General features: G+C 58.0%; 15 protein-coding genes. 10 read left to right on the top strand and 5 right to left on the bottom strand.

Translation table 11 applies throughout. The features are described from left to right. Positions 1 to 77: 77 nt before the first annotated feature. A complete protein-coding gene (argD, locus tag L3068_RS21385; protein ID WP_023331473.1) occupies positions 78 to 1,298 on the top strand; it encodes a bifunctional acetylornithine/succinyldiaminopimelate transaminase in 1,221 nt (406 codons plus the stop codon). On the opposite strand, the gene L3068_RS21380 is transcribed toward argD, so the two are convergent. Further along, positions 1,295 to 3,382 (bottom strand): YccS/YhfK family putative transporter, encoded by a 2,088-nt coding sequence (locus tag L3068_RS21380; RefSeq protein ID WP_023331472.1) that lies wholly within the window; start codon positions 3,380 to 3,382, stop codon positions 1,295 to 1,297. The two genes, argD and L3068_RS21380, sit on opposite strands and share 4 nt — an antisense overlap. 57 nt (positions 3,383 to 3,439) lie before the next feature. Beyond that, positions 3,440 to 4,072: a cAMP-activated global transcriptional regulator CRP gene (gene crp / locus L3068_RS21375; protein ID WP_000242758.1), complete on the bottom strand. Its 633-nt coding sequence runs from the start codon at positions 4,070 to 4,072 to the stop codon at positions 3,440 to 3,442. 311 nt (positions 4,073 to 4,383) lie between these two features. Here crp and L3068_RS21370 point away from each other — a divergent pair, with 311 nt between their 5' ends. Continuing rightward, on the top strand, positions 4,384 to 4,788 hold the full coding sequence (locus tag L3068_RS21370) for an OsmC family protein (protein WP_014885509.1): 405 nt from the start codon (positions 4,384 to 4,386) through the stop codon (positions 4,786 to 4,788). Between the two features lie 86 nt (positions 4,789 to 4,874). On the opposite strand, the gene L3068_RS21365 is transcribed toward L3068_RS21370, so the two are convergent. The 3 genes from L3068_RS21365 to L3068_RS21355 are packed head-to-tail and all read right to left on the bottom strand — an operon-like array spanning position 4,875 to position 7,012. Then, entirely contained in the window at positions 4,875 to 5,744 is an 870-nt protein-coding gene (locus tag L3068_RS21365; RefSeq protein WP_014885508.1) for a phosphoribulokinase, read from the bottom strand. Positions 5,745 to 5,774: 30 nt separating this feature from the next. Then, positions 5,775 to 5,993 (bottom strand): YheU family protein, encoded by a 219-nt coding sequence (locus L3068_RS21360; RefSeq protein ID WP_003861664.1) that lies wholly within the window; start codon positions 5,991 to 5,993, stop codon positions 5,775 to 5,777. Further along, positions 5,990 to 7,012 (bottom strand): hydrolase, encoded by a 1,023-nt coding sequence (locus L3068_RS21355; RefSeq protein ID WP_023331471.1) that lies wholly within the window; start codon positions 7,010 to 7,012, stop codon positions 5,990 to 5,992. The genes L3068_RS21360 and L3068_RS21355 overlap by 4 nt, the downstream gene beginning before the upstream one ends. 228 nt (positions 7,013 to 7,240) lie before the next feature. On the opposite strand from L3068_RS21355, the gene mdcA reads away from it, so the two are divergent. From mdcA to mdcH, 8 genes are all read left to right on the top strand, one after another. Continuing rightward, the gene (mdcA, locus tag L3068_RS21350; RefSeq protein ID WP_014885506.1) at positions 7,241 to 8,896 is read left to right on the top strand and encodes a malonate decarboxylase subunit alpha; all 1,656 of its coding nucleotides are present in this window, start codon (positions 7,241 to 7,243) and stop codon (positions 8,894 to 8,896) included. Then, positions 8,896 to 9,753 carry a triphosphoribosyl-dephospho-CoA synthase gene (locus tag L3068_RS21345; protein WP_045281917.1) on the top strand — a complete coding sequence of 286 codons (858 nt, stop codon included), beginning with the start codon at positions 8,896 to 8,898 and terminating at the stop codon, positions 9,751 to 9,753. Before mdcA ends, L3068_RS21345 begins: the two co-directional genes overlap by 1 nt. A gap of 9 nt (positions 9,754 to 9,762) precedes the next feature. Continuing rightward, complete coding sequence (gene mdcC / locus L3068_RS21340; RefSeq protein WP_014885504.1) at positions 9,763 to 10,062, top strand: malonate decarboxylase acyl carrier protein; 300 nt, start codon at positions 9,763 to 9,765, stop codon at positions 10,060 to 10,062. After that, entirely contained in the window at positions 10,055 to 10,888 is an 834-nt protein-coding gene (locus L3068_RS21335; protein WP_014885503.1) for a biotin-independent malonate decarboxylase subunit beta, read from the top strand. The genes mdcC and L3068_RS21335 overlap by 8 nt, the downstream gene beginning before the upstream one ends. Beyond that, on the top strand, positions 10,888 to 11,688 hold the full coding sequence (gene mdcE / locus L3068_RS21330) for a biotin-independent malonate decarboxylase subunit gamma (RefSeq protein WP_014885502.1): 801 nt from the start codon (positions 10,888 to 10,890) through the stop codon (positions 11,686 to 11,688). Before L3068_RS21335 ends, mdcE begins: the two co-directional genes overlap by 1 nt. A 123-nt stretch (positions 11,689 to 11,811) precedes the next feature. Continuing rightward, entirely contained in the window at positions 11,812 to 12,771 is a 960-nt protein-coding gene (locus L3068_RS21325) for an AEC family transporter (protein WP_023331468.1), read from the top strand. A gap of 2 nt (positions 12,772 to 12,773) precedes the next feature. Further along, entirely contained in the window at positions 12,774 to 13,391 is a 618-nt protein-coding gene (locus tag L3068_RS21320; protein ID WP_058690263.1) for a malonate decarboxylase holo-ACP synthase, read from the top strand. After that, the gene (mdcH, locus tag L3068_RS21315; RefSeq protein ID WP_117581766.1) at positions 13,391 to 14,287 is read left to right on the top strand and encodes a malonate decarboxylase subunit epsilon; all 897 of its coding nucleotides are present in this window, start codon (positions 13,391 to 13,393) and stop codon (positions 14,285 to 14,287) included. Before L3068_RS21320 ends, mdcH begins: the two co-directional genes overlap by 1 nt. Positions 14,288 to 14,294 lie beyond the last annotated feature (7 nt).

Below are 14,294 nucleotides of genomic sequence, written 5' to 3'. Positions count from 1 at the left end.
GCCTTGCTGTGATTTTTTATGCATATTTTGTGATTATATTTTCACAATCAATGTGACATAAAATGGATGGGCATGACATGGCAACTGAACAACCAGCAATTACCCGCGCAACATTCGATGAAGTGATTCTGCCGATTTATGCACCGGCTGAGTTTATCCCGGTTAAGGGGAAAGGCAGCCGCGTTTGGGATCAGCAGGGAAAAGAGTATGTGGATTTCGCGGGCGGTATTGCGGTCACGGCGCTGGGTCATTGCCATCCTGCGCTGGTGGAGGCGCTGAAAACCCAGGGCGAAACCCTGTGGCACACCAGTAACGTATTCACCAACGAGCCGGCGCTGCGTCTGGGCCGCAAAATCATTGATGCCACGTTTGCCGAGCGTGTGCTGTTTATGAACTCCGGCACCGAAGCCAACGAAACCGCCTTTAAGCTGGCGCGCTATTACGCGACGACGCGTCACAGCCCGTACAAAACCAAAATCATCGCCTTCCACAACGCCTTCCACGGGCGCTCGTTCTTTACCGTCTCCGTCGGCGGCCAGCCGAAGTATTCCGACGGCTTTGGCCCAAAACCGGCCGACATCGTCCATGTGCCGTTTAACGATCTGCATGCGGTGAAAGCGGTGATGGACGACCACACCTGCGCGGTAGTCGTGGAGCCAATTCAGGGCGAAGGCGGCGTGACGGCGGCCACCCCGGAATTCCTGCAAGGGCTGCGCGCGCTGTGTGATGAGCATCAGGCGCTGCTGGTGTTTGATGAAGTGCAGTGCGGAATGGGACGTACCGGCGATCTGTTCGCTTATATGCACTACGGTGTGACGCCGGATATTTTGACCAGTGCCAAAGCGCTCGGCGGTGGTTTCCCGGTGAGTGCGGTGCTGACGACTCAGGAGATCGCCTCTGCGTTCCATGTCGGTTCGCACGGCTCAACCTATGGCGGTAACCCGCTGGCGAGCGCCGTGGCGGGGGCGGCATTTGATCTCATCAATACCCCAGAAGTGCTGAACGGCGTGAATGCGAAGCGTGAGCTGTTCGTAAAACATCTGCAAAAGATCAATGATCAGTATGATGTGTTCAGCGAAATCCGTGGCATGGGTCTGCTGATCGGTGCCGAGCTCACGCCACAGTACAAAGGCCGCGCCCGCGATTTTCTGCATGCTGCCGCCCACGAAGGGGTAATGGTGCTGAATGCGGGGCCAGACGTGATGCGTTTCGCACCGTCGCTGGTGGTGGAAGAGAAAGACATTGAAGACGGGTTAACCCGCTTTGCCGCGGCGGTGGCGAAGATCGTTAAAGGCTAATACTCGGTTCGTTTTAACCGGCGCGTTAACCAAATGCCATGATGCGGACGCTGACGCCATGCCACCGACGAAATGGTGTGCATGGTGTTCAGGTGGCCCAGCACGCGCTGCAAATGCTGCTCCAGGGTGCTCATCGGCCCGTGGGTCAGCGTTTCCGGCGCTTCCAGAATGTTCGAATCCCCCGACTCACCCGGCGCGTCATACTCCAGACGCTGCTGACACCTCTGCAGGGCGATTTCACACGACTGCAAATAACGCTGCGCCAGATCCGGCGTTAGCATCGTGTGCTCGCGCGCCAGGGTGGTCATGGCGTTAATATGCTCGACGATAAACTGGCTGTGCGTGACCCAGAGCTTCATGTCCGCCAGATAGTGCGCGTTAAAGCCTGGCTCCTGCATCGCCTGGTTGAGCGAGTTAAACAGGGCATTGTGCGCCTGATTAACTTTCATCCGCTGATACGCCAGCGGGGAGGGCTGCGGGTCGTCGCTCAGGATCAGACGAATGGCCTGCTGGTCAGCCTCCAGCGCGTCGTGGGCGTTCTGGCGCAGCAATCCGCTTTGCCACTGCGGCCACAGCCAGACCATGCCACCAAAGGCGATCAGGCAGCCAATCAGCGTATCGATCAGGCGGGCAACGATAAACTGTTCGCCGTTTAGCGTAAGCAGCTGAAGGGTATATACCGCCGTCACCGTAAAGCCCACCATCGCCCAGCCGTAGTTTTTGCGGATAATCAGGTAACTCACCAGCGTAATCACCAGCATCCCAGCCAGGGTATACCCCTCGGGAACGTGGAAGTGTAGCGTTACGCCCGCAATAATCAGCCCCGCCATTGTGCCGCCTGCCCGGTGCAGAATACGTACCCGCGTGGCGCCGTAGCCGTTCTGGGTGACAAACAGCACGGTCATTAAGATCCAGTACGGTTTCGGCAGATGCAGCGCCATGCCCATCAGGCTGGCGATACTGAGCATAACGCTAATCCGCGCGGCATTGCGCAGGGCAGAAGACTTAAGAGAGAGATAGCTTCTGAGTGCTGGCAGGAGCGGCAGACGTTTTTGCTTATCCGCCATCAGGTCGCGGGGATACAGCGGGCGCTGGGTGCGCAGCACGCGGGCAATGCGGCTGAAGTGCCAGGCGGCAAACTGGCCGACCGGGTTATCCGGATGCTGACGAGCAATTTTCTCCAGCGCGCCGAGCTGTTTATCCATGTTAAAGCGCGTGGGGTAGCGGTGATAGAGAATGTCGTCCGCCAGCACCCGCAGGCGCGCGGAGACGGTCTGCGCATTCCAGCGGATCACCGCCTCGGCGTGGCTGCGCTCGACCAGCTTTTGCACCTCTTGTGGGTGATGAAGGCTCACGGAGATATGCTCCTGCAGATCCAGCCCCACCTGGAAGGTGCGCAGCAGGCGTTTATATTCGTGATTCTTGTTGGCGGCGAGCATATGCAGCTGCTGATAGCACTGGCTTATCAGATCCACCACCTTTTGCTGGCGCGTCAGCAGCGGCGGTAAGGATTTTTCCGGGTCGGTATGCTGGGTCAGCAAGGTGTATTTGGCTTCGCAGTAATCCGCAAGCTGGACATACAACAGGCTCAGAGATTCACGCAGCGGCTGTTCCCGCCACAGCCAGAACCAGAACCAGTTAAACAGCCCGTACCACAACGTGCCGAGGGCGTAGATCAGCAGCGGCTCCCACACCGGCATATTCCCGGCGAGGCTCAGGGTGAAGATGGCGGCAATCAGTGAAGCGGGAAGCAGGCGGGCGTGCAGGGAACTGATTTCTGCGGTAACACCGAGGCTCATCGCCAGTACGGTCAGGATCAGCGGCAGCGGAATATCGCGCGCCAGTAAAAGCTGCACGGCGAGGCTACAGCCAGCAAACAGCGAACCGCCAACGATCAGGCGTTTGAAAAAGCGTTTATGCGGCGTGTCCAGACCGGCGATGTTGCAGCAGGCGGGAACGAGAGAAAACAGCAGACCCTGCTGGAGATGTCCCAGAATCAGGCCCACGGCCACAGGAAGGCACAACACCAGCGTTTGTCGCAGTGCGTAATTAACTTCCGGGTGATAGATCAGCCTGCGCCACATGGGGAATAGAGACAAAAACGGCGTGACACCTTGCGATGGCACGCCGTTTGAGCGGAATTAACGCGTTCCGTAGACCACGATGGTTTTACCGTGGGCTGAGATCAGGTTCTGATCTTCCAGCATTTTCAGGATACGACCCACCGTTTCGCGGGAGCAACCGACGATCTGACCAATTTCCTGACGGGTAATTTTAATTTGCATGCCGTCCGGGTGGGTCATGGCGTCTGGCTGTTTCGCCAGGTTCAGCAGGGTCTGCGCGATACGACCGGTGACGTCCAGGAAGGCGAGGTTACCCACTTTCTCGGATGTGACCTGCAGACGACGCGCCATCTGGGAAGAAAGACGCATCAGGATGTCAGGGTTTACCTGAATCAACTGACGGAATTTCTTGTAAGAAATTTCAGCCACTTCACATGCTGTCTTTGCACGAACCCAGGCGCTACGTTCCTGGCCTTCTTCAAACAGGCCCAGTTCACCGATAAAATCGCCCTGGTTCAGATAAGAAAGGATCATCTCTTTCCCTTCCTCATCTTTGATCAGCACTGCCACCGAGCCTTTGACGATGTAATACAACGTTTCCGCTTTTTCACCCTGGTGAATCAGCGTGCTCTTCGATGGGTACTTATGAATGTGGCAATGAGACAAGAACCATTCGAGAGTCGGGTCTGTTTGCGGTTTGCCAAGCACCATGCGCTGTTATCCTCTGTTATAAGCTGTCACCAGAGTCATCAGATGCATCCGGACTCTGGGGTTGCAATCGAATTCTTACCCATACCCTGGGAAGTCGGCTGTCGTAACGTTTCGCAGCCAGTAAAGTTTGATGTCCTCTGCATACATGTGTAACGTCAATGTATTACTGTAGCATCCTGAGTGTTTTAGCATAGCTTTCGCCGCGTGTCTCCTGGTGTCTCGCTTCAGCATGATGCAGGTCGCCTTCCGTTGCGAGAAATGTAACGCACGCGTAATCTGTCACCGAAAATGCAACGTTGGAGTTAAAGAATATGCAAGCGCGCGTGAAATGGGTTGAAGGTTTAACGTTCCTGGGCGAATCCGCGTCAGGGCACCAGATTTTGATGGACGGTAACTCCGGCGATAAAGCCCCCAGCCCAATGGAAATGGTGCTGATGGCGGCGGGTGGATGCAGCGCGATTGACGTTGTGTCGATTCTGCAAAAAGGTCGTCATGACGTGACGGATTGCGAGGTTAAACTCACCTCAGAACGTCGCGAAGAGGCGCCACGCCTGTTCACCCACATTAATCTGCACTTTGTGGTCACCGGTAAAGCGCTGAAAGACGCGGCGGTTTCGCGTGCTGTGGATCTGTCTGCGGAAAAATACTGCTCTGTGGCGTTAATGCTGGAGAAAGCGGTAAAAATCACGCATTCGTATGAAGTGATCGAGGCTTAATCTTTTGGCGGGTGGCGCTTCGCTGACCCGCCCTACAAAAGCATGAACCCAGGCCCGGTAAGCGCAGCGCCACCGGGCAGAACAACTCACGCAATCTGCTTCCCTTCCATCAACCGCTCCACCAGTGGCGTCATGATGAGCTCCATCGCCAGCCCCATTTTTCCGCCTGGTACCACTAACGTATTCATGTGCGAAATAAACGAGCCCTGCAGCATCGCCAGCAGCCAGGGGTAATCAATGCCTTCGAGATTGCGGAAATGGATCACCACAAAGCTCTCGTCCAGCGACGGGATGGTTTTCGCCGCGAACGGGTTAGAGGTGTCCACCGTCGGCACGCGCTGGAAGTTAATGTGCGTGCGGGAGAACTGTGGCGTGAGGTAGTTGATGTAGTCTTCCATGGAGCGCACCACCGAATCCATCACCGCTTCGCGCGAATGGCCGCGCTCGCTCATGTCGCGCGTCAGCTTCTGGATCCACTCCAGGTTCACGATAGGCACCACGCCGACCAGCAGATCCACATGGCGCGCCACGTCATGCTGTGGGGTGACTACGCCGCCGTGTAATCCCTCATAAAACAGCACATCGGTGGGTTCCGGCAGCGGCTGCCAGGGGGTAAAGGTGCCCGGCACCTGATTCCACGGCACAGCTTCATCATAGGTATGCAGATACTTACGCGACTGCCCTTTGCCGCTCTGACCGTACTCCAGGAAGGTTTGCTCAAGAAGGCCAAAGTCATTGGCTTCGGGACCGAAATAGCTGATGTGTTTACCCAGATCGCGCGCCTTACGGATCGCCATGTCCATTTCAGGTCGCGTATAGCGGTGAAAACTGTCGCCTTCGACCTCCGCCGCCCGGAGATTCAGTTGGGCGAAAATCTTACGAAACGCGAGGCTGGTGGTGGTCGTTCCCGCACCACTCGACCCCGTAACGGCAATAATGGGATGTCTGGCAGACATAGCAACTCCCTGACTGAAAGTGTTGGAAGGTCAGCCGTGAAACGCGTTGCGGGGCATGATATTGACCGTCTCATGCAGTTCTGACCACACCAGCACCACGTCGCCGCTTTTCAGCTGGCGTTTTACATCGTTGACCTTCTGCTCGAGTGAGCGTTCATGTTCACCATAATCGGTGCCTTCACGTAATACAAAGCTTTCAATCAGATTATCGAGCGTTTCGGGAGACAGATCCTGCCAGGGGATGATCATTTTGCACCGTCCAGATAAGGAGTAAGCCAGTCAGGAATACGCGCCTCCAGCCACATTTTCGGGCGGCGCAGCGTCCCGCCAATAAACCCAACGTGGCCGCCATGTTCAGTCAACTGATAGTGAACATTGTCGGGAAGGAATTCCTGCGCGGGAATAGAGTGATGATCCATAAAGGGGTCATCTTTGGCGTGAATAATCAGCGTCGGCTGGGTGATTTTGCTGAGCAACGGCATGGCGCTGCACTGACGGTAATAGTCGATCGCATCGGCGAAGCCGTGAATTTTTGCGGTGATCAGATCGTCGAATTCACGAATGCGGCGCACCTTTTTCAGCTGGCGCAGGCTGACCGGCAGGGTATCCGGGTAAGCCTTCAGCTTACGTGCGGCGTTGGCTTTCAGCAGGTTGAGCAGATAGCGCTGATAGACGCGGGAAAACCCTTTATCCATATGGTAGCTGCACTGCTCCAGCATAAACGGCGCGGAGACAATCACTGCGGCATTGAGCGGTACGCTGTCGCCCTCTTTGGCCAGCAGGCAGGCGAGCATATTTCCGCCCAGCGAATACCCCACGGCCGCCGTTGGCACGGTGCCATAGTTTTCCCGCAGCCAGTGTAAAAACCAGGTTCCGTCTTCGGTTTCACCCGAGTGATAGATGCGTTTCTGACGATTTGGCTCGCCGCTGCAGCCACGAAAATGCATCACCACCCCGAGCCAGCCGCGCGCTTTTGCCGCCTCAATCAATCCATGCGCATAAGGGCTGTGCAGACTCCCTTCCAGACCATGAAAAACCACCAGACGCGGCTTATGACGTGCCTGCTCGGGGTCTTCGCTCCAGGCGAGATCCAGAAAATCACCGTCTGGCAGGTCAAGCCGCTGCCAGTGCGGCGTGAACTGAACCTTACGGCGGATCAGCCGTGGCAGCATGGTCTGCAAATGGCAGTTGGACACACCGCGCATGGGCACGAACTCGGTGCTGTCTTCGGCTGCAATGTCGAAGTCTGTTGGAATGATTTGGGTCATAAGCGCGATGCTGATTCTTGTCGGAAATTAACGATACTTTCCGAATTGTACCCCGTTTAGCCTGGTTTTCCGAAACATGAACTGATCCCGATCACAAATCTTTACCGTGATTATTACTCTCAGGCTAATGATTCCGCTCTACGCTTAATTGATGCCTTTCCCACCAGAGCGCACACTTTACTCAACGTTAAGCAAATCAAAATGATTAGCTGAATCAGGAGGTTAATAATGTTATCTGGGCAAACACCCACCCGGCAATGGAACACGCGACGCAGCGAAAAAGCGCGTCGTCTGGCGTCCGTACCGGTGCAGGGCAAGGTACTGCCAACCGGCGACCTTGTCGCCATGCTGGAAAAACTGATCGCCCCTGGCGATAAGGTCGTTCTGGAAGGTAACAACCAGAAGCAGGCCGATTTCCTTTCACGCTCGCTGGCTGAAGTGAACCCGCAAATTGTCCACGATCTGCATATGATCATGCCGAGCGTCGGCCGTAGCGAGCATCTGGATATCTTTGAGAAAGGCATCGCCCGCAAGCTGGACTTCTCCTTCTCCGGGACGCAGAGCCTGCGAATCTCCCAGCTGCTGGAAGATGGTCAGCTCGAAATCGGCGCTATCCATACCTATATCGAGCTCTATTCACGCCTCTACGTCGACCTCTCGCCCAACGTGGCGCTGATTGCGGGGTTTAAAGCAGACCGCAAAGGCAACCTCTACACCGGGGCGAGCACCGAAGATACTCCGGCACTGGTGGAAGCCGCGGCCTTCCACGACGGGATTGTGATTGCGCAGGTGAATGAACTGGTGGACGACGAATGCGACCTGCCGCGCGTCGATATTCCGGGCTCCTGGATTGACTATGTTGTCGTTGCCGACAAGCCATTCTTTATCGAACCGCTGTTTACCCGTGATCCGCGACTGATCAAACAGGAACACATCCTGATGGCGATGATGGCGATTAAGGGCATCTACGCGGAACATCAGGTGCAGTCCCTCAACCACGGGATCGGTTTTAACACCGCAGCGATTGAACTGCTGCTGCCGACCTACGGCGAACAGCTCGGCCTGAAGGGCAAAATCTGTAAGCACTGGACCCTGAACCCGCACCCAACGCTGATCCCGGCAATTGAAAGCGGCTGGGTGGAAAGCGTGCACTGCTTCGGCGGCGAGCTGGGGATGGAAGAGTACATCCGCGCCCGTCCGGACATCTTCTTTACCGGTGCCGACGGCTCCATGCGTTCCAACCGTGCGTTCTGTCAGCTGGCCGGTCAGTATGCGGTCGATATGTTTATCGGCTCAACTCTGCAGGTTGATGGTTACGCCAACTCCTCAACGGTGACACGCGGTCGTCTTTCCGGCTTCGGCGGTGCGCCAAACATGGGGCACGACCCACATGGTCGTCGCCACGCTACACCGGCCTGGCTGAACATGATCACCGAACCTGACCCGATGCAGCGCGGTAAAAAACTGGTCGTGCAGATGGTGGAAACCTTCCAGGCGGGCGTAAAGCCGACCTTTGTGGAAAAGCTTGATGCTGTTGACGTGGCAAAAGCGTCCGGGATGCCTCTGGCGCCGGTCATGATATACGGCGACGACGTGACGCACGTGCTGACGGAAGAGGGGATTGCTTACCTCTATCGCGCCAAAGATCTTGAGGAGCGTCGTGCCATGGTCGCCGCTGTGGCGGGGATTACCGATATCGGCCTGGGCGTGGATGCTAAACGCGTGGCGGAACTGCGCCAGAGCGGCAAGGTTGTTTATCCGGAAGATATGGGTATTCGCCGCACCGACGCCACCCGCTCTCTGCTGGCGGCGGGCAGCGTGTCAGACCTCGTTGAATGGTCCGGCGGTCTGTACAACCCACCTGCGAAATTCCGGAGCTGGTAATGAAACTTCTGCCCCAGATTCAGGTTGAAGGCGGTGCCGAATGGCTGGCGCGAACCGCCACGCAGTGTCTGATTGACGAAGCACGATTAAGCCCGAAACCCGGTCTGGTGGACAGTCGGGGGAACGGTGCGCACCACGATTTATCCCTTGCGCTGATGGAGCGCTCCGCGCGCAGCCTGACCCCGACGTTTCAGGCGCTGGCGCAGCAAAGCTGGCTGCGTCCGGCAGATATTGCGCTTCGGCAAACCGTTGGCCGTCTTGGTCGCGAAGGCGAGCAGCAGATGATGGCTGCAACGTGTGGCGTAAACACCCATCGCGGCGCGATTTGGGCGCTGGGGTTGCTGGTCAGCGCGGTGGCGATGCTGGGCGGGGAAGCCAGGGCGCACGACGTCGCCCGCACTGCCGCGCAGCTGGCGAAACTCCCTGACGAGGCGGCGCCGAAAGTGTTCAGCAAAGGCCTTCGCGCCACGCACCGCTACCGCGTACCGGGTGCACGCGAAGAGGCTCAGCAGGCGTTCCCGCACATTATGCAGCGCGCGTTGCCGCAGCTTCGCCTGAGCCGTCTCAACGGCAGCAGTGAAACGCACGCCAGGCTTGACGCGCTGATGGCGATCATGACGTCGCTTACCGACACCTGCGTGCTGTCGCGCGCCGGGCTGGAGGGGCTGGACGCCATGCAGGACGGTGCCCGTGCGGTACTGAACGCCGGAGGTTGTGCAACGGCTGCAGGCCAGCAGGCGCTGGCTAACTTAGACCGTCAGATGCTGGTGCTAAACGCCTCCCCAGGCGGCGCTGCTGACCTGCTTGCTGCCACGCTGTTTCTCGATCGCGTCGAAACGCCTTATTCAAAGCATTAAGAGGATGTTATGGAAAAAATCACATTGACCGTGCCAGCCAGCCGCGCGTTAAGCGGCAGGGCCCTGGCAGGGGTAGTCGGTTCCGGGGATATGGAGGTGCTCTTCACCGCCGAACCGGGCCAGACGTTAACCATTGATATCACCACCTCCGTCGACAACAGCCGGGGTCGCTGGGAGGCACTGTTCAACCGCCTGCAAACGGTCAGTAGCCTGCCAGCAGGAAAACTGACCATTCATGATTTCGGCGCGACGCCGGGCGTGGCTCGCATTCGTATCGAACAGGTTTTTGAGGGGGTGAGCCATGCGTGATGACAGCAGCTTTATCGAATTGAAAGCACGCCAGCGTGCGCAGGCCCTGCTCGATGAGGGTAGCTATCGCGAACTGCTGGATCCGTTTGAAGGCATTATCTCTCCGTGGCTTGGGCCACAGGGCATTGTTCCGCAGGCGGACGACGGCATGGTGGTGGCGAAAGGCACGATCAACGGTCAGCCAGCCGTTGTGGTCGCCATTGAAGGTGCGTTCCAGGGCGGCAGCATGGGTGAAGTGTCCGGTGCCAAAATGGCGGCGGCGCTGGAGCTGGCGGCAGAAGATAACCGCAACGGCATTCCGACTCAGGCTGTGCTGTGCCTCGAAACCGGCGGCGTTCGTCTGCAGGAGGCGAACCTGGGTCTGGCCGCCATTGCCGATATCCACGCGGCGATTGTTGACCTGCGTCGTTACACGCCCGTTATCGGGATTGTCGCAGGGACCGTGGGCTGCTTCGGTGGGATGTCCATCGCGGCGGCGCTGTGCAGCTACCTGATTGTGACCCGCGAAGCGCGTCTCGGACTGAACGGTCCGCAGGTCATCGAGCAGGAAGCGGGGATTGAAGAGTACGACTCCCGAGACCGTCCGTTTATCTGGAGCATGACCGGTGGCGAAGTGCGCTATCAAAGCGGGCTGGTTGACGCGCTGGTCGGTGACGGTATCAACGCGGTGAAAGCGGCGATGAACGACGCGATTGCCAGGGGCGTACCCGCGAAACACCGCACCGATAACTACGACGATTACCTGAACCGTCTGACGAATTTCGACACCCGCAAACAGGCCGATGCCGAACAAATTAACGCGCTTTTTGCCCGGGAGGTGAAATGATGACTAACGCAATAAGTCGTGGCGAACTCTGGATGACTCTGCTCGCGCCGAATGCAAAACGTGTGGAAGGGCTTTGCCCGTCCGTGCAGGCGGCAGACGGCGAACTGAACGGTGAAGCGGTGCGTTTTGTTGCCGTGGTGCCGGATGCCCACAACCATTTCCCGCGCGCGGCGAAAGGGGAAGTTGGTCTGCTGGAGGGCTGGACGCTGGCGAAAGTGGTGAGCGAAACCGTGGCTGAGGATGCCAGTAAGTCCGTGAAGCGTCCGATTGTGGCGGTAATTGACGTCCCAAGCCAAGCCTATGGCCGTCGCGAAGAGGCGTTTGGTATCCACCAGGCGCTGGCGGGGGCTGCCGCCGCGTATGCGAATGCGCGTCTGGCCGGTCATCCGGTGATTGGGCTTATCGTCGGTAAAGCGATGTCCGGCGCATTTCTGGCGCATGGCTACCAGGCTAATCGCCTGATTGCTTTCAACGATAAAGGGGTGTTGATCCACGCGATGGGTAAAGAGTCTGCGGCGCGCATTACGTTGCGAACCGTCGACGCGCTGGAAAAACTGGCGGCCACCATTCCGCCGATGGCCTATGACATCAGCAACTACGCCACCCTGGGGTTGCTTTCAAACCTGCTGGACATCAGCAACCCGGATGCCCCCTCCGATAACGATCTGGCGCAGGTGAAAACCACCCTGCAACAGGCCATCAGTGACGCTCGTCAGGACACCACGCTGAACAATCGTCTGGGTGCTGACAACCGCCGCAGCTCTGCCCTCGTACGCGAACGCATGCGGGCAAGCTGGTAAGTAAAAAGAGACCTGCCAGATGCACGACCCCGCGGACGTAACCGTTACGTCCGCGCGGGAACCTGCATCCTGAAAATAATAATCATCGCGCCAGTGCTTAAACTTTTTTACTACAGGTGAATTATGACTTACGTAATTGTTCATGCTCTTGCACCGATTTTCGTCATCATGCTGCTGGGATTCTGGGCCGGTAAGGCAAAGATGGTCGATAACAAAAACGTTTCCCTGCTTAATATTTTCGTGATGGATTTTGCACTGCCTGCCGCGCTGTTCAGCGCCACCGTGCAAACGCCGTGGACCGGCATTGTGGCCCAGTCGCCGCTGATTCTGGTACTGACCCTGGCGATGTGGATAACCTATGCGGCCATCTACTTCCTCGCCACCGGCGTCTTTAAAAAATCGCCGCAGGATGCCGCCGTGCTGACGCTGACCGTCGCCCTGCCAAACTATGCGGCGCTCGGCCTGCCTATTCTGGGCAGCGTGCTGGGTGAAGGTTCATCGACATCACTGTCTGTTGCGGTCTCCATCGCCTGCGGTTCGGTGCTGATGACCCCGTTCTGCCTGCTCATTCTGGAACGTGAAAAAGCGCGCACCGAAGGGAATAACTCTGGCTCAACGCTCTCCATGCTGCCGGTGCTGATGTGGCGTTCGATTAAAAAACCGATCGTGATGGGCCCGCTGCTGGGTGTCATTTTGTCCGCCATCGGTATCAAAATGCCGGAACTGGTGCTGGCGGCGATTAAACCGCTGGGGCTGTCCGCGACCGCTGCAGCGCTGTTCCTGACCGGGGTGATCCTCTCTGCCCGTAAGCTGCAGATCAACACCATGGTGATCACGTCAACTATCGCCAAGCTGCTGATTCAGCCTGCGATTGCCTGGGGTATCGTTTTACTCTTTGGTCTGCACGGTTCCGTGGCGATCACCGCTATCCTGATGATTGCGCTTTCTGCGGGCTTCTTCGGTGTGGTGTTCGGTAACCGCTTTGGCGTGCAGTCTCCGGATGCGGAAGCCGTGCTGCTGTTAAGCTCCGTACTGTGTATCCTGTCGCTGCCGCTGTTTATCTCGCTGACCTCAGGAATGTAATCATGACCATAACATTACGCCCCCACGACCTCATCTGGCTTACCGCGCGAGACGCGCTGGAAGGCATCACCGACGACTGGGTGGAGGCGGCCTGGCATACCGGTTTGCCGGTCGTAGTGCGGCGTGATGTTGATAACGCTGGCCGTATTCCCGTTGGCGTGCGCGGCCTGCGCCGCGACCAGCGTGCGGCCGGATGGGTGAAACCAGAACACGTAACGCGTGTGGTGTCACCCGAATCACTGAGCGTAACGGCGGATCTGCTGCGCTCGCCCTTTGTGACGCAGCCACCGGTACAGGTGGCGCTACAACTTTCTCAGCAGCTGTGGCCATGGTCGTGGGGCATTACCGGCAGCACTGGCTATGCGCTGGCGACCGGTATTCCGGTTATCCACGCCGACAGCGATCTCGACCTGGTGATCCGCGCCCCTCAGCCGATTTCCCCTGATGCGTTTACCGCATGGCAGTCGCAGTTGAGCCGCGCATTGTGCCGGGCGGATACGCAGGTCGATACACCCGAAGGGGGATTTGCGCTGGCGGAGTGGCTGCGCGACGGCAAAACGCTGCTGAAAACGCGCCGCGGACCGCGTCTGGTAACGGACCCGTGGCGCAGGGAGGAGTAATGAAAATACTGTTTACCTTTCCGGGGCAGGGCACTCAGCATGAAGGTATGCTGCATAACCTGCCGGGAACGGCGTTGGCTCAGGCGCGTAAGGTACTGGGAAGCGAAGTCGATACGCTGGACAGTGCAGCCTCGTTACGCCACACCCGCGCGGTTCAACTTTGTCTGTTGATTTCAGGCGTGGCCTGGGCACGCGAGCTTGAACGTCGCGGCGTGACGCCGGATATCGTCAGCGGGCTGTCCATTGGCGCATACCCGGCGGCGGTTATCGCGGGCGCGCTGGATTTCACCGACGCGCTTAGGCTGGTCGCGCTGCGTGGCGATTTAATGGAGCAGGCATATCCGCACGGCTATGGCCTGACGGCGATTATGGGGTTGACCCTGTCGCAGGTGGAACAGCTTATCGAAGGCACGGGCACGTATATCGCGAACCTGAACGCCGAAACGCAGATTGTGATCGCCGGACGCGATGACGGGATGGCGCAGGTAGCCGAGCGCGCGCTGGCGAAAGGGGCGAGCAAGGCCAAACGACTGGCGGTCAGCGTACCATCGCACTGCGCGCTGCTGGAGGAGCCGGCGCAGAAGCTGGTGGCGGCGTTTGAAAAAGTGACGCTCTCTCGCCCACGCTTAGCGTATCTTAGCGGCAGCACCGGCCGCGTGCTGTGGCAGCCGGAGAAGATCGCCGACGATCTGGCGATGAATATGGCCCGCACCGTGCGCTGGCAGGAGGCAGTCATTTCCGCCAACGAACGCGACGCGCGACTGGCTATTGAGATGCCGCCCGGCGGCGTGCTGACCTGCTTAACGCGACAGGCGGCGTGGGAAGGGGAGTCTATATCGCTGGAGCGCAGCGGGGTGGATGTGGCGGTGCATCTGGCGGGGCGGCTTCGAGCGTAGGTTTTTC

The organism is Enterobacter cloacae complex sp. ECL414, assembly GCF_021869685.1.
Lineage (GTDB): Bacteria > Pseudomonadota > Gammaproteobacteria > Enterobacterales > Enterobacteriaceae > Enterobacter > Enterobacter kobei.
The sequence above is the reverse complement of the archived record's forward strand: the minus strand, read 5'-3'. Positions and strand labels throughout refer to the sequence as shown.